The sequence below is a fragment of the Melioribacteraceae bacterium genome, assembly GCA_030584085.1.
GTDB lineage: Bacteria > Bacteroidota > Ignavibacteria > Ignavibacteriales > Melioribacteraceae > SURF-28.
The window spans coordinates 1,634,150-1,654,063 of sequence record CP129490.1 but is presented as its reverse complement, the minus strand read 5'-3'; the positions used below and the strand labels follow the sequence as shown (position 1 = coordinate 1,654,063).

Below are 19,914 nucleotides of genomic sequence, written 5' to 3'. Positions count from 1 at the left end.
ATTATTCAAAAAGTTAGAAATGGTTTGATATGAAGAAGGATCTATATAAAATTGGCGAACTTTATTGTGGGCCGGGAGGGTTAGCTTTAGGTTCACACTTTGCATCAATAAAGAATAAAAAGAAGGACATTAAATTTGCTCATGTTTGGGCTAATGATTATGATTATTGGAGTTGCACCACTTTTAATAGAAATATATTCGGTAATAAAGGACTAATAATTAGCTTTCAAGAGCTTGAGAAAATTGTTGATAAGAAAGAGTTTGAGAGTAAAAATCTGATAATTAATGATGATATTAAAAAAATAAAAGTGCAGCATATAGATAGACTTGAAGATATTGATGGTTTTGTTTATGGTTTCCCATGCAATGACTTTAGTATAGTTGGAGAATCCAAAGGTATTAATGGTAAATTTGGTGGACTATATAGTTACGGTATTGAAATTATAAAAAGGAAAAAACCATTATTTATTGTTGCAGAGAATGTCGGAGGGATAAGATCATCAAATGATGGAAAAGCTTTTGATCAAATACTTACTGAACTGCGCTACCCATGGGGAAATAATTCAAAGTTATTCTACAACCTTTCCGTCCATTTATATAAAGCAGAAGATTATGGAGTTCCTCAAAAAAGACATAGAATAGTTATCGTCGGGTTTAGATCTGATTCTGGTCTTGAATTTAAAGTCCCAGCTGTTACACATACACCAAATAAGTTTATATCTGTAAAGACTGCATTGAAACACATCCCCAAAAACACAGCAAATAATGAGTTTACTAAACAATCTGATGTTGTGGTAGAGCGACTCAAAAGAATTAAACCGGGATATAATGCGTGGAACAGTGGCTTAACTGGTGAACTAGCCTTAAAAGTTAAAGGTGCAAAATTGAGCCAGATTTATAGGAGGCTTCATCCAGACGAACCCTCATATACAATTACTGGGAGCGGTGGAGGCGGGACTCATGTTTACCATTGGGAAGAACCTAGAGCATTAACCAATCGAGAACGGGCAAGATTACAAACTTTTCCGGATAATTTTATTTTTGAAGGAAATAAAGAAAGTGTAAGAAAACAGATTGGGATGGCAGTTCCACCAAAATTAGCTACTATAATATTCGAAGCAATACTTAAAACAATCTATGGGGAAAAATATAATTTTATCGAAAATGGCAACCTAAGTGATAGACTTAATAATGTGCAAAATAATCTATTTGAGGAGACATAATCTTGGAATACCTTAATTTTAACGATGCAGCAAGTTATTTAGAAATTACAAGAAAGTATCTAGAAAACTATGTCAAAGCTGGCCGGGAAATTCCGTTTAAAAAGCGGGGAAGATCAAACACAATTTTGATTGAGGATTTGGACAAATGGAAAAATCAGAAAATATTCTCAACTGTATTATTAGACCGAGATGATTATATCGAGTGTTTGGAATTCGCAATTAGAAGTTTTTATCAATATCGTTCGACTTCAGACTTTGGTACTTCACAGCAAAGAGATGCAGGCAAATTTATTACAAATTTCGTTATAGGTAAGCTAGGAGAAACAGCATTAAAAAAATTTTTATTCAGAGAATTTCAAATAGAAATAAAACTAGATTTCGAACTCAGAGATGAAGTCGTTGGACAGGATATAACAGAAATAATTATAACAAGAAATGGAAGACGATTAGCAAATCCACCTAAGCAAAGAGTATCAATAAAAACAAGTAAAATAAAAAATGTGTGGTTGGTTGTTTCTGCCAATGAAGTTGATGATATAAATCGAAGTTCAGACATATATGTATTTACGCGAGTAGATTTATTTTTAAACCATTTTATTCGAATACTCAAACAACATGATTCACTGAAAAATTTGACATCAATCATACCCGATTTTTCTATAATGGAAGCTCAAATATGTGGCTATGCGACAAGAGAACAATTATTAAGCGATGGTATTGTAAATATTCTTCCAATCTCAAATACGCAAATCCAACCAAGTTATATTAAGGCTGTGGGAGAGCTTGCAAAGACGAGAGAAGAGTGGAATGTTTTTATTAATAATTTAATATAGTGGATAATCTTACACTAGAACAACGAAAAAAAAATATGCAAAACATTCGTTCTAAGGGCACAAAACCAGAACGAGTATTTGCAAAAGCATTACTACAAAGAAAAGTATATTTCTCACAACATCCAAAAAGCATTGAAGGCAAACCAGATTTTGTTTTTAGAAGGAAAAAAATTGTTGTTTTTGTAGATTCAGATTTCTGGCATGGACATCCAGAAAGTTACGTACGACCTAAAACGAACACTGAATATTGGGATAACAAAGTTAATCGTAATAGAGAAAGAGACAAAAAAGTTAATCGGATTCTTCGGGATCAAGGATGGAAAGTGATTAGAGTATGGGAATACGATATAAAAAATAATTTTGAAAAAGTGTTTACAAAATTATTAAAGCAACTAAATAAAAATTAGCTGCTCTTTTGATGTATTTTTTTTACTTTGCAAATAAAAAGTAGACGAAATGAAAGTAACAAAATTATTTAATGCCTTGAATAATGATAACATGAATTCAGGACTTGTGGTAATTGTAGCAGAACTCGAAAAACAGGGCTACAAAGTTGAACTCGAAGGCGTTGAGGTCAGCTCTAAAAATATGTTAGATGAAAATATTTTCGAAGATTTTGAAAGGGCTTCAAAGGAATTTAAAATAAGATTATTGAAAAATGGCAATGTCGTAGACAAATTTATGCTGGAAGCAATAGATTATCATGAATACAAAATCAAAAAATATGACTAAGGTAATAGGTGTTGGTATGTCTAAACAAGGTGAAATTGTCAAGATAAGACCGGAGTTCAGGAGAAATGATAATCTAAAATATGAACTAATTGAAAACCCAGATGGTGGAAGGGTTAAGATAAGAGCATTAGATACCGGACTAGATTATCCACCAGTTGAAGTATCTTTATTGGAATGGCTTGAAAAAATTGAGGAACCAAAAATTTAGAATATTTTGTAATTCGGTTAAATGAGTTTCACAATGCAGGTCATGCAGATCGCCTCATCTCTTCCGGCTTAATCCTACAATGCGATTTAACATAGTCCTTACAGTAATTGTAATAATCCATGCTGATTAAAACAACAAATCCACCGGCTTGATCTTTAGTGAATGCTGAATTAGGATGGTCTTTATTAATGTTAGCTGCAATTTGTTTGGCAAAGTTTTTTGATGAAGGGTGTGTTAGTTGATAGAATTTATTCATGCTTACCTCATTTATTTAATAGATTTAATTGAATTAGAAAGTCTGTGATGTTTGAAAGACATTGCGCATCGAGAACGTAACCACCATTAGGGAAAAAGGCGAAGCAATCCCAGTCGGCGTAAAATTCAACATTACCCAAAATGTGATTCCGTTTGTTTTTCACATAGTAATATGAGTCACCAAACAAACAAGGCACTTCCTCGAAGTGAAGGAATTTGTACTTGGTTTTCATTTCAAAAGAGTTCATAGTTTGGGTTATCAATTTTAATTGCAAAAATATTTTTAACGAGATCACCGATTGCAACACGGTCACAGTTAGCAATTGCTTTCATTTCATCCACTATGGAATTTAATCTTCTCTTTTTATAAGCTTCCCATTCATCTTTATTCATTGCGTGATAGTAACCATTATCATCAGCAACAACCCAATGACCTTGCAATCTTGCTTCGTGTGAAAATATTCTCAGCTTTCGCCGGAATGATGAAATAGATCCCGGCTTATCTGCAGCGATCCAAAGTTCTTCACTCGTTTTAGCTGCGGATTGTCCGTAACCTAGAATCTTTAGAAACTGATAAATGTTATTTATTTCCATGACATTTTTTCTTCATTGTGTAAAATGTTAAGGATATCGTTTTTGCTTTTCTTTTCATTTCGAAAAGCAGAAATAATTTTTTTGATTCTGCGTTCTAATATTTTTACTCGGTTGTTTGTATTAAGATATATTTGCATGTCCTCGATATGCCGGTTAATCAAGTGTGAATTATTCCGTTTGAAATAATTGTAGAGAAGTTTGTAACTGATAATAAACGAAATCAAGAAACATGAAAGTATTAATGCGCTGAGGATAAAGAAGTTTTCGAAAGTCATTGTTCTTTTCTCCTAAATTTGTCTGACTTAGGGCAATCAGTAAAGTGAGTGACGTGTCTTTCTGAATCGAATAATCTTTTCATCTTGTTTTGGAGATCGTACAGTTCAGAATCATTAAGACTATCTGCATTAACCGGAATAAATTTTCCGTTGTTAGTTTTTAAGAAATAGATTTCTTTATTACATGCTTTGCAGTTAGCCATGTTTACCCGGCTTTTTTTCGCATAGCGATCAATTCTGAGAAAAGATTTAATTGTTCTCTTTCTCCATCTATAAATGAATTTATATGTAACATTAATTCATAAATATCATTAACCATTTTAGAAGGGAGCAATTGTTTTTCATCCCCATGTTCCGCATGGAAGTCTTCAATTTTGTGGGGAGTGTTAAGGATTAATGGAGTGTTGGATGCTGATAATTTACGAGCTGCACAAACAGTACATCCCATTATATGTTTCTCACCGGACCAACTAAAAGAGAATGATTTGATTTCTAGTTTATGAATTTCATCTTCGGTTATATCTAGTTCACAAAGATTGAGAACGTGTTTTCTGAATAACATTACTTGATTCAATAATCCCGGTGTAGGTTTATCAACCGTTGTGAAGTTGTATTGATCGTATTCATCCCCATTTCGTTTTATTTGAAACGCACAGAATATTTTATCGTCGGACAAGAACTTAAATTTTAGTGGTTCATATTTCATGATACCTCAGTTAAAAAGTTTATAAAGTTCATAAAGTTCGAAAGGGGAGTTATCCACATTTTGTTGATAATTTACCCTTCTTTCTTTCTCTCTCTCTTTCTCTCTCTCTGTTGTTTTGGTCTCACGAACTTTTGAAAAGTTTTAGCGAACTCGTGGAAAGTTCGGGCGAACTCTTAAGTTTTCGAATTCTGGCAGCTTCTCTTTCTTTCATAACCCTTGTATAATCTTCGCGAACATTTTCTGTGTAGATATTCCCATCAAGATTTTTAATAAGTTCACATTCCTCAAAAAGAAATTTTACAAACTCATCTAACTCTTTGAGATTGAAATCAAGATCGTTCGCAACTGTAGCTTTAATATTTTTTCGATTTAGATTAAGCAGGCAATTATCCGAATCAGCAATCATATTATTTAAAGCCCAGAATTTTCCTTCTCCGGACCAACCGTATTTGGAGCGAAGCAGTTTGAACTTCCAATGATTATGGGAATTAACATAATGCGAATAGAAGCTTATATTTTTTTTCATGCCGCTGAATTGCTAATATGGTTCAAGATTGCTTTCTCTGCCTCGATTGCAATTGAGGTTTGTTCACCTTGTACTTGTTTCTTAGTTACAAACATTTTCAGTTTACCGTGAATGGTTTTATCAAGGTGAACGATTTTAGAAAGGTCTCTCTTTTTCTTGCTCATTATATAGCTTCCTTAAATTGTGATTGTTGAAATGTATTATCTAGAAGAAAATCTATTACAGATTTAGTAGAAACTTTTCTTTGAATCCTTCCAGGTGTTAGGAAGATTTCCAATTCACCGGTTTTAATTTTTTGTCTTACGAGTTCACGATCTAAATTGAGGAGTCTTGAGGCTTCCGAAATCGAAAGGGATAGTTTATCTATGTTAAATCCTCGATAAGATATTGACATAAAAAGAAATATTCGTTAAGTTGAACATGTGAAAAACTTATATGAAAATATAAAAAAAGGAAAGTAATGTCAAGTTTACACAATATAGAGAAAGTAAAAGAAAGGTTAAACAATGGAAATGAACTCAGAGGAAATAAGAGAGGCGATCCTAAGGCATTATCCTACGCTTAAGGAATTTGCAAAAAAAGCGGGAATATTAGATACCCAACTTAGTAAATGGATTAAAAATCCCAGTACTCGATTTAAGGCAATATTACAAAAGGAAGGAATAATTTTCTCCGAAAATATGATAACCTCAGAAAGAGAAATAGAAAATTACGCTGATATAATTAAAGAATTAAAAACTATAATTTATGAAAAGAATAGCTATATAAAAGATTTAGACAAATTATTAGAGGCAAAAGATAAAGTTATAGAACAATTGAATCGTGCAATAGAAATAAATGAAAGGATTAAAGAATAAAGAATTTATTAAGCTAAGTAGAATTACTGATAAACTGATGGAAGTAGCAATGAATTGGTTCGGAATTTCATCTATAATAATAAAGGCATTGTTTGATTAAAGATGGCACGTATATTCCCAAGAGGAAAAATACTTTGGATTCAATATTCGGTTAACGGGGAAAGATTTCGGGAATCTTTAGGTCTACAAGACTCTCGCGAAAACCGGAAAATAGCGCGGAAAATATTAAAACAAAAAGAAGCAGAAATTCTCACCGGGATTCATCCCATCATAAAGAAAGTCCACAGAAAATATTTATCCAATTCGTTTGAAGAATTTCTTTCCACAAAGAGAAATAGATCAGAAAGAACTATTGAGATGTATAATTATGTTCATGATAAATTTTTGAATTTTGCCGGCGATATTGAGTTGCACAAAGTAGATGAAGATTTAGTTGATGAATTTGAAAAGTTCATCAAGTTCAAAAAGGTAAAGAAGAAAAATGAAGAAGGAAAAGTTGTAGAAGAAGTAAGAGAGAAATCAAAGAACACAATTGAAATAATCTTTCGACATCTGCGGATCATCTTCGAGTATTATAAAAAGCAGCGATATGTAACTACAAATCCATTCCCAATAAAAGATAAAACACCCAAAAGAATAAATGTAATACCGGATTATGAGCTAGATGAAATCTTAACCAAACTTCGAGTGCATGACAGAGATCAATATAAAGCGATCAAGTTATTAGTCATGACCGGATTAAGAGCCGGAGAATTAATCAGATTGAAGCATGAAGATTTTGATTTAAAAAGAAAGATACTCTATGTCACAAACACAAAAGGACGGAGAGTTGATAAGATCCCTTTGCATCCGGAGCTAGAATTGTTTTATGAAATTAATTATAGTAAAGCGGAAAGATCTGGAAAGGTTGTACCATATCAGAGAATTGATTCGTTGAAATTCTTTAGAAGATTTTTGGAGAGAGAAGGATATCCCCATTATTCAATTCATGAGTTAAGAAAAACCTTTTTAACTCGGTTAGCGAATGATGGTGTTGATATCTATTATGTGCAGAAGATTGCGAGGCATAAGGACATAAAAACTACAGAAAGATACTATCTAAATGTCGACTTAAAAAGAATGGGAGAAGAGATAAGTCGTGTCATAAAGGGCACAGAAAAAGACACAACTAAGAGAAATCGTTTGAAATTAGTTAAAAAACGCAAGTAATTTCTGACTCATAATCAGAGGGTCGTTGGTTCGAGTCCATCTGGGCCCACATTAAACCTCGGTTACATTTTGTGATCGAGGTTTTTGTTTTTAATATAGTTTAGTTAAAAAATACAGAATCCTGATTCTAAGGCAAACGCGTAACACTAAGTTGCACAAAGAAGACACAAAGTTTCTCAAAGATTCTAATAATAGTGTGACAACTATTGGGATAATTTTTCTACTATTATCTTGACGATTCTCTCAGCTGCGTGACCATCCCACAATTCCGGAATGGTTCCTTTTTTGATTTTACCGTCCAATACATCTAATGAAGCTTGCAGGGCATTTGGCAGATCATTTCCTAATAGTTGGTTGGTCCCGACTTCGCAAGTGATTGGTCGCTCCGTAGAATTACGTAGTGTTATACATTGTACACCGAGATAAGTTGATTCCTCTTGAATTCCACCGGAATCAGTTACAATCAACTCGGCATTTTTTATTAATGCTATAAAGTCTATATAACCGATAGGATCACATAATACCACGGATTGGTTGATTGAATGATTGAGTGAATGTTTATTGATACTATTTAAAGTACGTGGATGTATCGGAAATATTATTTTTCTCTTATCCGCGATTTGATTTATGAAATTTATTAATTCTATTAAATTCTCTTTAGTATCAACATTACTTGGGCGGTGAAGAGTTAATAAAACATGATTATGCGATTCTAAATTATAATTAAGTAATACATCAGAGTGATCCGCTTTAGATTGATAATAAGCGAGACTGTCGATCATCGTATTACCGACAAAGAAAACTTTTGAATCATCTACCCCTTCCCTTTTCAAATTTTCGAGTCCATTTTTCTCTGTAACGAACAAATAATCTGAAATAGAATCGGTTAACAATCGATTTATTTCTTCGGGCATTAATCTATCGAAGCTTCTTAATCCGGCTTCCACATGGGCAACTTTAATATGAAGTTTTACCGCAGTAAGTGAACAAGCAATTGTTGAATTAACGTCACCAACTACAATAACTAAATCAGGTTTTTCTTTTAGTAAAATTTTCTCAAACTCTATCATTATCTTAGCGGTTTGTTCGGCATGAGAGCCGCTTCCAACTCCGAGGTAAAAGTCGGGTTGCGGTAACTCGAGATCATCAAAAAATACTTTAGACATTTTTTCATCATAATGTTGACCGGTATGGCAGATGAGATGCGAGATGTCAGTCTTGAGATTTGAGATATGAGACGTGAGATTTGAGATGTTTTTGAATGCGCGGTGAAGTGGTGCTACTTTCATAAAATTTGGGCGAGCACCAACTACTGAAATTATTTTCAAAATTAGAATCCTTGTTAATGGTTTAGTATTAAAGAAGTAAAGATAAAGGAAAATGGATGATTTTGCGAATTTTGGGAAGCAGAATTAAGAACACAGAATTCAGAATTCAGGAGTAAGGAGACAGAAGAAAAACAAAAATCAAAAGCATAACCGGGACACAGAGTATCACAGAGTACACACAGAGTGCCACAAAGAAGTTCGAAAGATTTACTGTGTGAGAAACCCCAAAGGGGTGAAAGATTTATAACATGCAAATGGAAAAACGAGAACGAACCCCGAAGGGGTGATATTGGTTTGGGAATATTGGAAAGATGGAAAACTGGAAAGTTGGAATGAAGCGTTGGGTATAGATTCGGGCTAAGAGGTCCCGACGAGTTGGAATGTCGCTGGTGGATTAGTGTGGGTGGAGAAGCGCTCCACATGCCGGAATGACAGTGGCACAAGACAAAGAGAAAAAGGAAAGTCAAAAGCGGGACACGGAGTAGCACGGAGTACACACAGAGTGCCACAAAGAAGTTCGAAAGATTTACTGTGTGAGAAACCCCGAAGGGGTGAAACATTTATAAAAAAAACAGACGAATACAAATGATAATAAACCCCGAAGAGGTGAAATTGATTTTGGAATATTGGAAAGATGGAAAACTGGAAAGTTGGAATGAAGCGTTGGGTAGAGATTCCGGCTAGAGGTCCCGACGAGTTGGAATGTCGCTGGTGGATTAGTGTGGGTGGAGAAGCGCTCCACATGCCGGAATGACAGTGGCACAAGACAAAGAGAAAAAGGAAAGTCAAAAGCGGGACACGGAGTAGCACGGAGTACACACAGAGTGCCACAAAGAAGTTCGAAAGATTTACTGTGTGAGAAACCCCGAAGGGGTGAAACAGTTATAAAAAAAACAGACGAATACAAATGATAATAAACCCCGAAGAGGTGAAATTGATTTTGGAATATTGGAAAGATGGAAAACTGGAAAGTTGGAATGAAGCGTTGGGTAGAGATTCCGGCTAGAGGTCCCGACGAGTCGGGATGCTGCTGTTGGATTAGTGTGGGTGGAGAAGCGCTCCACATGCCGGAATGACAGTGGCACAAGACAAAGAGAAAAAGGAAAGTCAAAAGCAAGACACAGAGTATCCGCGCCAAAGGCGGGCAGGCACAAAGTACACACAGAGTGCCACAAAGAATGGCGAAAGATGTACTGTGTGAGAAACCCCAAAGGGGTGAAAGATTTATAAAAAAACAGACGAATACAAATGATAATGAACCCCGAAGGGGTGATATTGGTTTTGAAATATTGGAAAGATGGAAAACTGGAAAGTTGGAATGAAGCGTTGGGTAAAGGACAGGATGTTTTGTCTAGATTCCGGCTCTGAGGCCGGAATGACTGTGGTACAGGGAAAAATCCAAAGCTCAAAATTGAAAGGAGAAAGTTATAAGCGGTCACAAAGTCGAGAGGTTATAGTACAGCGTAGAGGTAAGGTCTGCAGATACAATGCAGATGTGCTGTCGAAGGTTGGTTTTAGACCGTTGAGTAAAATAGATTTCAAAGAAGTGAACAAAGTTAATGTATAATTATTTTTGCGGAAAATATTTATAAATATCTTTTCGGTGTAAAAGGCGGATTAAGCATAATGTTTCGTCGCCATATTTTTCAATACCAAGTCTATACTCACCAACTCTTATCCTGAAAAATTCTTTATAACCTTTGATCTTTTTTGTATTAGGGATTTCTGAAAGTGATTCAGAAGATTCTAAAATGGAAATGAGATGCTTAATATTTTGTAGAACTTTTTTATCTTTTATCCGGCTTATATCTTTTGCAAAAGTTTTATCAATTAAAATATTCATTTTAAACGAGCTATTTTAGATGTGAGTTTTTTCTTAAACTCATCAGTATCAACATATTGACCAGAGCGACCAACTTCTATTGCCCTACCAAGAGCAACATCTTCCATTGCTTCAACAACTGCGTCACCAATGAACTCTTTTTTTTCGTTAAATACATCTTCCATAGTTTCACGGATTATTTTCTTTAATTCTTTTCTGTTTATTGTAATGGTGTTCATTTGCTTTCTCAATAATTATTGTACTAATATAAAAAAAATCGCGTAAAAGAATAAACAAACAAGCCATTCCGAAAGATCAATATAACGGCGGATTGGACCCGGTGAATACGTGGAATAAATGATAAGGCATTCCACTCATCAGGAATATTGGAATGATGGATTAATGGAAAGATGGGAAAGCTAAAGGCAAAGTGTAAAGTGAAAATTGGAAAAGTAAAAAGCGGGACACAGAGTAGCACAGAGTACACACAGAGTGCCACAAAGATAAATTGATGATTGGAATAGTGCACAATGTATAAAGTCAAACGGCAAAGGGCAAAAGGAAAATCAAAGGCGGGACACAGAGTTGGAAACCCCGAAGGGATGAAGCTATTATAACATGCAAATGAAAAAACTCGCACGAACCCCGAAGGGGTGATATTGGTTTGGGAATATTGGAAAGATGGGAAACTGGAAAGTTGGGAGGCAAATTCAAAGGCAGGGACAAAGAGTTTCCGCGCCAGAGGCAGGTACAAAGTTGTCCGAAAGATGTACTGTATGAAAAAAAATGATATACAAAATATCCGATAACCCCAGAGGGGTTGAATTATGTGGGTATAGATTCCGGCTAGAAACTTGCCGGAATGACAGTGATTACGGGATTGAGATTCCTCATTCGTAGAATACACTCATTCGGAATGACAAAGTGGTGGGTATAGATTCCGGTTAGAGGTCCCGACAAAGTCGGGATGTCGCTGTTGGATTAGTGTGAGTGGAGAAGCGCTCCAAATAACCGTGTGTTTCAATTCCGTAACAAAGTATAACAAGAATCTATATGTTATCTAAAACCATATGACAATGAAATTGAGAAATTATGATTAGAGCCAAGTTGGAAATCAGGGGTTCTCAGAGGATCTTCATCACTGATATTTGTGTATTTATAGTTGGCATTTAGATACACTTCATGAAACGGATAATATTTAATATCTAGTCCAACTGTATTTTCTTTCCTGAGCGGACCATATAAAAATTCCTCAGCCTCTCCACCACCGTAGCCTTCAGAAATATCTTTAAGTCCGCCCTTTCTGAAGCGTTGATAGTAAACCGAGAATTTTAACGGACGCATAAATTTATAGTCTAGTTGTACTCGAAGAAGATCGGCGTTTTGTCCTATCCAATGACCGAGCGAATAATCAAGATGTTTATAAGTAGTAGTTGATTTCTTATGTTCATATACCCAAGGATTTATTCTAGTATATTCTAATGTAATATCAAGGTTATCTGCGATTAGATTAACTCCTTTTGTACCAAGAGTAAAACCAAACCAGTTATTAGGATTTTCCGCTTCTAGAGTTTTATTAATCTCAATAACATCAAATAGAATATTGCCGTAAAGAAAAAGTTGGTCAACCGGTTTATAATTCACTCCAAAATGCAGCTGTCCGTTAGCATCCTCAACACTCCCCTTACCCAAATCCCTATCCAGATATTTAAAGAACATAAAAGGAAGCAAGAATTCCGGGCGAATATTATCACCGCTGTAAACTGCAGAATTACCGATCATTAGTTCAAGAGATTCGACGGGTTCAAAAACAAAAAGATTTGCTGCATAATATTTTGGAATAAAAAATTCCGCATCACTTTCATAGATTCCGTAATTAAATTGTGATCTAAGTGAATCTATTACATTTGAAGTAAGCCAGCCATGAGTATAATAAAACCTGAACCAATCGACAGGCTTGAGCGTAAATCTAAGATGCGTATATGACGGCGCTTTAGCGGAAAGAATTGTGTTACCATAGTAGCCGTTACCCCAAGAGAAATAGTCTTTATTGAGTGAAATATTTCCCCATCCCCAATCATATGAAATGCTTCCTCGCACATCGCTGAATTCGATTCCATTAGTTACTTGGGCGCCAATAGTTTTTCTTCCTTTATCGGGACTAAGAAAATTATCTACTTTATGAATGCCGTTATACTCCCCATTATCCGTAAAATGAATATAAGCGCCAAAATTATCGCCATAGGTACCGAATGTGCGAATACCCCAAAACTGGAAACGTCCGTTTTCGTTACCTACAGTTTTATATCCCACACCAAGAATGGGTGAAATCTGTAATTGGAAAAGTGAGTCAGTGTAGGAGAATACACGCCAGCGAGGGGTTTGAGAATGGGAGAGAGGTGGAACGGGAGAGAGGGAGAGGGGGAGAGTGGGAGAAGTGGTGGAAACTTTTTGGAATTCGTAAAAATATTCCGATATGAACCAATTCAACTCCTCTATTTCGACTTTATTTAGTGTGGAGCGATTGTTAGATAGTTCGAACAATTTCTCCGCGATATAAATTCTAGTGAATGGTTTGACTTCGGTATCAATGTGCACGATACCTTTTATGTTCATTCGATCCAAATATTCATGGATATCGGCTTCGATTGGTTCGTAGATTGTTTGGGAGTATGTTGTTAAAATAAGTATGTTGAAAAGTATCACATGTATTAAGGTTTTGATATTATTCATGTTTTTCTCTTTGTTAGCGATTTAACTTTAATAAAAAATCAAGGCATGGACACAGAGTCACACAAAGGACACACAGAGTTACACAAAGTCTAAGCACTACGGGCATTTTTGAAAATAATATTGTTGAAAGCTTTGAAAAAATATTTAATGTCTGTTTTGAGCGGATTCTTAAAATAACTTTCAAGATAATTTTTTTCAGAATTTAATAACTCCTCTAAACTTTCGGGCAGATCGGCATAGAATGGTGGGATTAGGCCCGGTTTGAATTTAGTTCTTAATTCTTGAAGATCTTCAGGGTATATTGAGAATTTGTGCTCACTCAGTGGACGAACACCAACAATTTTTATATCCCCTTTTATCAGATTAATCAGCATTGGAAATTCATCAATCCAAAATTTACGGAATATTTTACCCCAATAAGAAATTCTAAAATCATTATTAACTTTGTCACCAGTAGATGAACCGAAAGTATCAAAAACAAATTGTTGAATATACTCTGCATAAGGATGCATTGTGCGCAATTTATAAACATATATGAGCTGAGAATGTCTACCGACTCTTTTCATTTTAAAAAATGGACCGTATGAAGGACTTGCATCGGTAGAAGGTTCTTTAATTTTCTTCGCTATGAAGTAAACATAGTAACCGGATTCCCAAAGATTTATAATTTCGAAACCGCAATAATAGAGACGACCTAAACCTTCGGCAAGAGAGATAGCCCTATTTCTTCCTTTTGTTATGCTGAAATAAATTTTTTGCAGAACGGGAAGTTTTGGGAAAACGCGACGCCAGATAAAATCAAAAAAATAAAATATTTGAGCGAGATAATGCGGATAACTTTCCTTGAAGCGTTGGTGTCTTTTTCTAATCGGTTCAATTTTGCTAATATATAATCCCCCATCAACCAGACGTTTATTAACTTCAATGAAGTACTGATTAAGTCTGCGCATATCGTTTACTTCGTGCAAATTAATATAGAGATGCATTTCTTTATCAGGAAGAATCTCCACATTATACGGGTCGCTTGATCTAATTACCGTTGATTTCAATTCATCGATACTATTTAAGTTGATAGTCCTAGCGATGAAGTCAAATATTTCCGGGAATTTCTTCAAGTAAATTGACTGTAATTTATTTCTAAACAAAGAAGAATTACTTTGGCTATCATTCAGCGAATAAAGAGACTTTTCCTTAAAGCTGTTTTCTAATTTTTGAATTTCAGTCGCATCTGTTGCTTTTAAGATTTTATATTTAATTTCATCGGAAGATTGAGGTTTACGATAAAGATAGATTAGCGTAAGAACCAGCCATGATGAAATTGAATAACTTAAAACCGCCAACATATAAAAGAATTGAGTTTCCAATTCGATACGCAGCGAGAAGACAATAAATGCTGATAGAACGTTGAGTATGAAATAGGACTTAAAATATTTCCAGAAAAGACGGATATAACTTATAGAACGGTTAATAGAAACGAACTGAAGAGAAAACACGGCACCGATCATCCAACTAATAAAAATCCCGGCAAGAATTAGAATATTTGATTCACTGAAAAATTTAGCATCATATAAAATGAAAGTACAAAGAGTAAAAGAAAGTACCAGAAGAATTAATTCTCTAAGAAAGGAAGTAATATTAAAATCAAAGTGGATTAAATTTTCTTTGCGTGTAATAGAAGAGGTTTGGAATCTGAGTACGGCAAACTCAATTAGCACGGCTAAAATTAAAGAGCCGAGAACAATGATCCGTGAAATTTCTTGAAGGTCGATGACATTAGCTGCGATTGATATCAGCGCAACCATAATAAAGATAGATGTAATATGGGTATGCGAAACTTTGGCGAATGATTGATCTCTATGAGTAAATTTCCCGGAAAGAATAGATCCTATAAACCAGCTTGAAATATAGACACCGAAGTACTCGAGATAAACCTGTTCAGGCAGAAGCTGATCTCTACGTATGTAATAAATAAAATAATACGAAAAAGTATATATATTGAGGTTAACAAAAATATTTAGGAAGGTTCTCAATTTTATCAGTGCCCTCTATGAAAAAATTTAACAAACAATATTATCTAGATTTTATTCTAGCGGTAATTTTTATTTTTACTCTTGGTGTAACGAGTATCTCGAATAACACACTTCTTAATTTAACATTAAAATTAGTAAGTGTCATATTTTTTAGTGTGATGACCGTCCTAAGATTAAAATTTATCTATGATATTAAGGTCAAGAATGTATTGCAAATATTTGTCACCGACCTAAAAATTCCATTTTTCAAGAAATTAACAGCGGTTTTTGCGATAACATTTTTAATCTTATCAGCAACATTAACCTATTCATACAATGCGTCATACGGAATTTGGAAGCTCTTGAATTTAGTTTTAGTCATGTTCCCTTTTCTATTTTTGGTACTGATAAACATGAACCACAAATCCGCCAAGTTATATGAGATGTTTGTAAAGGTAACGGAAATATTTTTAGTCACAGGCAGCTTACTGGTATTTTTGATAGAGCCATTCGATTATTTGGGAATGGAATACAAGTTAAGTTTGGAAAGATGGAGTCACGTTGTATTTGGAAGGGTCAGCGGATTCTTATTTCTATTCTATCTTCTTCATTTACTATTGCTGAAAGAAAAGGTTACGATTTATAATTTATTAATAATTGCGGTGAGTGGTTACTCGATTTATTTAACGGGTTTACGTGCCGCAATTGTCGGATTAATCATAATCATTCCGTCGATATTGATAGCAACCTTTTATTTCAAAAGAGAATTTATAAGAATTGTGAAACTCGCAGCAGTGCTGGTAGTGGTTCTAGTATTAGGTTTGCTATTAAATAATACAAATGAATCATCCGAACGACTGGGAAAAATAAGCAGTATAGTCACTACCGGAGAGACTGATGACGGAGCGGTGAATGCAAGGTTGGATGGTTGGATTGTTGGATGGGAAATGATCGTCGACTCCCCTATTTTGGGCAGAGGCATCGGAGGGTACAATTCTGATTTTAAAGATTATGAGATACAGAAATTGATTAAGTATCCGCATAATTTATTTATTGAATTGGTGGTGGAGTTGGGGTTGGTTGGTTGGGTTTTATCAACATTTCTTATAGCGATCGTTTTGTCAATGCTGTGGAAATATTTAGCGAATTGCCGAATTGACGTCCCGATTGGGAAACATCGGGATTTCGCAAAAAACGCTCAAAAAGGGAGAGATATAAATTTTGGCATCAGGTCTCACTTCTCAATACTCATATCGGCTTATTTTCTAGTTATTTTCTCACTTTGGTTGGGGATGTTTTCGAAGGATATAAGTTCGCAGAGTTTGTTGTGGGTGAGTTTGGTTGTTCTTAGTTGGAAGTCAAATGCGATGATGATGGATTGATGGAGTGCTGGAAAGATGGAGTGAAGGAATGATGGAAAACTGGAAAGATGGAATTATGGGAAGGCAAAATCAAAATCCAAAGTGTAAATTGAAAAGCGAAGAGGCGGGTCACAGAGTAGCACAGAGTACACACAGAGTTTCACAAAGTTTTAACAACAGCGTTTTACAGCGTGAGAAACCCCGAAGGGGTGAAACATTTATAAAATACAAATGAAAAAAAATCGCACGAACCCCGAAGGGGTGATATTGATTTTGGAATATTGGAATGATGGAAAGTTGGAAGACTGGAAAGATGGAATTATGGGAAGGCAAAATCAAAATCCAAAGTGTAAATTGAAAAGCGAAGAGGCGGGACACAGAGTAGCACAGAGTACACACAGAGTTTCACAAAGTTTTAACAACAGCATTTCACTGTGTGAGAAACCCCGAAGGGGTGAAACATTTATAAAATACAAATGAAAAAAAATCGCACGAACCCCGAAGGGGTGATATTGATTTTGGAATATTGGAATGATGGAAAGTTGGAAGACTGGAAAGATGGAATTATGGGAAGGCAAAATCAAAATCCAAAGTGTAAATTGAAAAGCGAAGAGGCGAGACACAGAGTATCACAAAGTACACACAGAGTTTCACAAAGTTTAAACCCCGTTAGGGGTTTAATATTAATAGAAAAATGATAAACAAAACGACCTACAACCCCAGAGGGGTTGAATTATGGGTTGATTATTTGTGTGGGTATGGATTACGGCTAGAGGTCCCGCCAGGGCGGGATGTCACTGATGGATTAGTGTGGGTTGAGAAGCGCTGCACATGCCGGAATGACTGTGGTACAAGGAAAAAGTACAAAGCTCAAAATTCAAAGAAGAAAGTTATAAGCGGTCAGAAAGTATCACAATGTTGAGAAGTTATATTACAGCGCAGAGGTAAAGTCTGCGGTTACAAAGGATTAATCGGGATGATGGGGTTGGAGATTATTGGACATACGGTGGTGTTTACTAAAAGTTTACCAAAAGTTAACCACCAGAATAAAATAGATTTTCACTTTTACACTTCTACTTATGATAAATTTATCATTAGTACAATATTTTGATTTTTAGATATCATTTATTTATATTTATAGTTATTTAACAGATTAGAGGTTAAAATGGCAGCTACAAAGGCGCAAAAGCAGAAATTTATTTCATTAAGAGCAGAAGGCAATTCTTTTGATGAAATTGCTAAGAAAATAAATATCAGCAAACCGACTCTAATAAAATGGAATAAGGAGTTTCATGAAGAGATTATAGAACTACATAAAATAATGGACGAGAAGTTTATTGAAGAAGAAAAATTAAAAAGAAAAATACGTGCAAAATATTTAAGAAATGAGCTTGAGAAAGCTTATGAAGCTTTGGAAAAAACGAACTATGATAAATTGAGCAAAAAAGAAATAATTCACTTAATTGATAAATTGGAGAGTAAATTCACTGAGCTTTCTAAAATTGATGATCCTGCAGATGATGATAAAGAATGGAAAGTTACGATTGACTATGGGACGCTTGGTGATAAAAAAGGGGAACCAAAATAAGTGGAGAGATCACAGATAAAAATGATTTGAAAATCTGAATAACAAATAATTTGTGGAATACTATTCTAGGCAAAAAGGTTTGTAAAATTATGAGACTTATATTTTTCCTAATTCTCCTTTAGAGTTTAAAAAACAAAAAGCGCCGAAGCGCTTAAAAACTGTTTCCCTCCAAAGCCGGGCAAGCTCGCAGACCACGCCTGAGGCGGGCAAGTATCGCGGAATGGCGCTGAATTATGAAATATTTTATGAACAGCTTATTTTATTGAAAGCAGTATGATAAACCGATTATTATTCCGGGTAAGATATCTTCATCACCTTGGTAAAGGTACAAACGAACAGATCGATAACCCGATAGATTTACGGTTTTCGGCTTTCATTTTTTATAAACTCACCTTAGTCCTCTCTTGGTAAGAGAGGAAAAAATTGTTGAAATCCGAAAACCTTCTATATTCTCTCGCTATCAATTAATATCAAATAAGTATATTAATCCGATTGTTATTCCGGGTAGTATGTCTTCATCACCTTGGTAAATGTCCCAGCCGACTATTGAAGCAATGTCAAGTGAAGCGTGAAAATGATCTGATAACTGAAATGTGTTTTGGATACCAAGGTTAAAGTGGAGACTTGCTCTGCGGTAAACGTGATTATAGAAGTAACCAGGACCGGTGTGTAAAAGTAAATTCCAAATTCTATTTTCTCGATCTGGGTCAATAAAATTATTAAAATTGATTACTGCTTCAGCGTAGAAGTAATTGTAATGATGCTTAACTTCATCTGCGATGGCATTAAAATAAAAACCTTTGTACCCTATTTGGAGTGCAAACTGTTGAGTGAACCATTTGCCGGTGGTAATATTGAATAATGGAGAATAGTTTGAACTGATAAAATCTTCATCTTTAATGCCGGACATTTGAATGCCGTAGTTGAGGGAAATGAAGTAGGTCGGGGCGTGCGCGTCGATCGTAGACAAATTTTGTGCATTTGAATTTGTTGTAACAAGAAATGTTAGGAAGAGAAAAATCAAAAAATATTTGATAGACATAAATTTTGTTATTGAAAAATTATTTTGAGTTGTTGCGAGTTGACACTTATTTATTTGACGTAGATTTCGCGGAATTACGCTGAACTTTTCTGCGGTTTCTGTGTGAACTTTTTTCTCGCAGACTTCGCGGATTGGCGCAGATCAAACTTTATAAATTATTTACGATTCTTATTATTTCTTTTTTGATGTCGTCTGTGTTGAAGTTGACTAATAAACCTAACTTTAAGTCGGTGAGCTTGAGATATGTAAGTAGCTGTTTGTGATGGACAGGTGCTAGTGCTTCTACAGATTTTATTTCTACGATTACCAAATCATCAACCAATAAATCTAATCTAAAGCCGAGTTCCATTGTTTGGTCTTCGTATTTTACGGGTAGCCCCACTTGAGTTTTTACTTTTCTGCCGGTCTTTAGTAGTTCGTATGCGAGAGCGGATTCATAGACTGATTCGAGTAAACCGGGACCAAGATTTTTGTAAACATTGAATATTGCTCCGCGGATGTCGTAGGATATTTTGTTTTCTAATTTTTCCATACTTAATTCTGCGATCTTCTCCGCATTCTGCGTGAACCCGTTTTTATTTCTCGCAGATCTCGCTGAATTGCGCAGATTAGA

The 19,914-nt window shown here is 35.0% G+C and carries 24 protein-coding genes and 1 tRNA gene; 13 read left to right on the top strand and 12 right to left on the bottom strand.

Going from position 1 to position 19,914, the window contains the following annotated elements; translation table 11 throughout:
• Window positions 1-29: 29 nt before the first annotated feature.
• The 5 genes from dcm to QY331_07525 are packed head-to-tail and all read left to right on the top strand — an operon-like array spanning window position 30 to window position 2,996.
• Window positions 30-1,223, top strand: a complete 1,194-nt coding sequence (dcm, locus tag QY331_07545) for a DNA (cytosine-5-)-methyltransferase (GenBank protein ID WKZ71104.1) — start codon at window positions 30-32, stop codon at window positions 1,221-1,223.
• Between the two features lie 2 nt (window positions 1,224-1,225).
• Complete coding sequence (locus tag QY331_07540) at window positions 1,226-2,056, top strand: helix-turn-helix domain-containing protein (GenBank protein WKZ71103.1); 831 nt, start codon at window positions 1,226-1,228, stop codon at window positions 2,054-2,056.
• Complete coding sequence (locus tag QY331_07535; protein ID WKZ71102.1) at window positions 2,056-2,463, top strand: very short patch repair endonuclease; 408 nt, start codon at window positions 2,056-2,058, stop codon at window positions 2,461-2,463. The genes QY331_07540 and QY331_07535 overlap by 1 nt, the downstream gene beginning before the upstream one ends.
• 49 nt (window positions 2,464-2,512) lie before the next feature.
• Window positions 2,513-2,788 carry a hypothetical protein gene (locus QY331_07530; protein WKZ71101.1) on the top strand — a complete coding sequence of 92 codons (276 nt, stop codon included), beginning with the start codon at window positions 2,513-2,515 and terminating at the stop codon, window positions 2,786-2,788.
• Complete coding sequence (locus QY331_07525) at window positions 2,781-2,996, top strand: hypothetical protein (GenBank protein WKZ71100.1); 216 nt, start codon at window positions 2,781-2,783, stop codon at window positions 2,994-2,996. The genes QY331_07530 and QY331_07525 overlap by 8 nt, the downstream gene beginning before the upstream one ends.
• A 40-nt stretch (window positions 2,997-3,036) precedes the next feature.
• On the opposite strand, the gene QY331_07520 is transcribed toward QY331_07525, so the two are convergent.
• The 5 genes from QY331_07520 to QY331_07500 all read right to left on the bottom strand — a co-directional run bounded on the left by QY331_07520 (window position 3,037) and on the right by QY331_07500 (window position 5,516).
• The gene (locus tag QY331_07520) at window positions 3,037-3,252 is read right to left on the bottom strand and encodes a hypothetical protein (GenBank protein WKZ71099.1); all 216 of its coding nucleotides are present in this window, start codon (window positions 3,250-3,252) and stop codon (window positions 3,037-3,039) included.
• A 233-nt stretch (window positions 3,253-3,485) separates the two neighbouring features.
• Window positions 3,486-3,845 (bottom strand): hypothetical protein, encoded by a 360-nt coding sequence (locus QY331_07515; protein WKZ71098.1) that lies wholly within the window; start codon window positions 3,843-3,845, stop codon window positions 3,486-3,488.
• A gap of 480 nt (window positions 3,846-4,325) precedes the next feature.
• Window positions 4,326-4,826: a hypothetical protein gene (locus QY331_07510; GenBank protein WKZ71097.1), complete on the bottom strand. Its 501-nt coding sequence runs from the start codon at window positions 4,824-4,826 to the stop codon at window positions 4,326-4,328.
• A gap of 121 nt (window positions 4,827-4,947) precedes the next feature.
• Complete coding sequence (locus QY331_07505; GenBank protein ID WKZ71096.1) at window positions 4,948-5,352, bottom strand: DUF4373 domain-containing protein; 405 nt, start codon at window positions 5,350-5,352, stop codon at window positions 4,948-4,950.
• A complete protein-coding gene (locus QY331_07500; GenBank protein ID WKZ71095.1) occupies window positions 5,349-5,516 on the bottom strand; it encodes a hypothetical protein in 168 nt (55 codons plus the stop codon). Before QY331_07500 ends, QY331_07505 begins: the two co-directional genes overlap by 4 nt.
• Window positions 5,517-5,858: 342 nt before the next feature.
• On the opposite strand from QY331_07500, the gene QY331_07495 reads away from it, so the two are divergent.
• The 3 genes from QY331_07495 (at window position 5,859) to QY331_07485 (ending at window position 7,467) form a co-directional block, all read left to right on the top strand.
• Window positions 5,859-6,209, top strand: coding sequence for a hypothetical protein (locus QY331_07495; protein ID WKZ71094.1), 351 nt, complete (start codon window positions 5,859-5,861; stop codon window positions 6,207-6,209).
• 102 nt (window positions 6,210-6,311) lie between these two features.
• The gene (locus QY331_07490; GenBank protein WKZ71093.1) at window positions 6,312-7,418 is read left to right on the top strand and encodes a tyrosine-type recombinase/integrase; all 1,107 of its coding nucleotides are present in this window, start codon (window positions 6,312-6,314) and stop codon (window positions 7,416-7,418) included.
• Window positions 7,387-7,467: transfer RNA gene (locus QY331_07485), tRNA-Met, on the top strand. The genes QY331_07490 and QY331_07485 overlap by 32 nt, the downstream gene beginning before the upstream one ends.
• A 154-nt stretch (window positions 7,468-7,621) precedes the next feature.
• Here the strand turns inward: QY331_07485 and wecB are convergent.
• Window positions 7,622-8,746 (bottom strand): UDP-N-acetylglucosamine 2-epimerase (non-hydrolyzing), encoded by a 1,125-nt coding sequence (gene wecB, locus QY331_07480; protein WKZ71092.1) that lies wholly within the window; start codon window positions 8,744-8,746, stop codon window positions 7,622-7,624.
• Between the two features lie 1,375 nt (window positions 8,747-10,121).
• Here wecB and QY331_07475 point away from each other — a divergent pair.
• On the top strand, window positions 10,122-10,313 hold the full coding sequence (locus QY331_07475; protein ID WKZ71091.1) for a hypothetical protein: 192 nt from the start codon (window positions 10,122-10,124) through the stop codon (window positions 10,311-10,313).
• Here QY331_07475 and QY331_07470 read toward each other — a convergent pair whose 3' ends face one another.
• The 4 genes from QY331_07470 to QY331_07455 form a co-directional block, all read right to left on the bottom strand.
• The gene (locus tag QY331_07470) at window positions 10,314-10,589 is read right to left on the bottom strand and encodes a type II toxin-antitoxin system RelE/ParE family toxin (GenBank protein WKZ71090.1); all 276 of its coding nucleotides are present in this window, start codon (window positions 10,587-10,589) and stop codon (window positions 10,314-10,316) included.
• Window positions 10,586-10,807: a hypothetical protein gene (locus QY331_07465; GenBank protein WKZ71089.1), complete on the bottom strand. Its 222-nt coding sequence runs from the start codon at window positions 10,805-10,807 to the stop codon at window positions 10,586-10,588. The genes QY331_07470 and QY331_07465 overlap by 4 nt, the downstream gene beginning before the upstream one ends.
• 817 nt (window positions 10,808-11,624) lie before the next feature.
• Window positions 11,625-13,301 (bottom strand): capsule assembly Wzi family protein, encoded by a 1,677-nt coding sequence (locus tag QY331_07460; protein ID WKZ71088.1) that lies wholly within the window; start codon window positions 13,299-13,301, stop codon window positions 11,625-11,627.
• Between the two features lie 89 nt (window positions 13,302-13,390).
• Window positions 13,391-15,331, bottom strand: a complete 1,941-nt coding sequence (locus QY331_07455; GenBank protein ID WKZ71087.1) for a sugar transferase — start codon at window positions 15,329-15,331, stop codon at window positions 13,391-13,393.
• 17 nt (window positions 15,332-15,348) lie between these two features.
• Here QY331_07455 and QY331_07450 point away from each other — a divergent pair, with 17 nt between their 5' ends.
• The 4 genes from QY331_07450 to QY331_07435 all read left to right on the top strand — a co-directional run bounded on the left by QY331_07450 (window position 15,349) and on the right by QY331_07435 (window position 18,259).
• Entirely contained in the window at window positions 15,349-16,692 is a 1,344-nt protein-coding gene (locus tag QY331_07450; protein WKZ71086.1) for an O-antigen ligase family protein, read from the top strand.
• A 210-nt stretch (window positions 16,693-16,902) separates the two neighbouring features.
• A complete protein-coding gene (locus tag QY331_07445; GenBank protein ID WKZ71085.1) occupies window positions 16,903-17,151 on the top strand; it encodes a hypothetical protein in 249 nt (82 codons plus the stop codon).
• Window positions 17,148-17,369 (top strand): hypothetical protein, encoded by a 222-nt coding sequence (locus tag QY331_07440; GenBank protein WKZ71084.1) that lies wholly within the window; start codon window positions 17,148-17,150, stop codon window positions 17,367-17,369. Before QY331_07445 ends, QY331_07440 begins: the two co-directional genes overlap by 4 nt.
• A gap of 467 nt (window positions 17,370-17,836) precedes the next feature.
• Window positions 17,837-18,259, top strand: coding sequence for a helix-turn-helix domain-containing protein (locus tag QY331_07435; GenBank protein WKZ71083.1), 423 nt, complete (start codon window positions 17,837-17,839; stop codon window positions 18,257-18,259).
• Between the two features lie 460 nt (window positions 18,260-18,719).
• Here QY331_07435 and QY331_07430 read toward each other — a convergent pair whose 3' ends face one another.
• The gene (locus tag QY331_07430) at window positions 18,720-19,169 is read right to left on the bottom strand and encodes a hypothetical protein (GenBank protein WKZ71082.1); all 450 of its coding nucleotides are present in this window, start codon (window positions 19,167-19,169) and stop codon (window positions 18,720-18,722) included.
• Window positions 19,170-19,449: 280 nt separating this feature from the next.
• Window positions 19,450-19,833 (bottom strand): GxxExxY protein, encoded by a 384-nt coding sequence (locus QY331_07425; GenBank protein WKZ71081.1) that lies wholly within the window; start codon window positions 19,831-19,833, stop codon window positions 19,450-19,452.
• Between the last annotated feature and the right edge of the window lie 81 nt (window positions 19,834-19,914).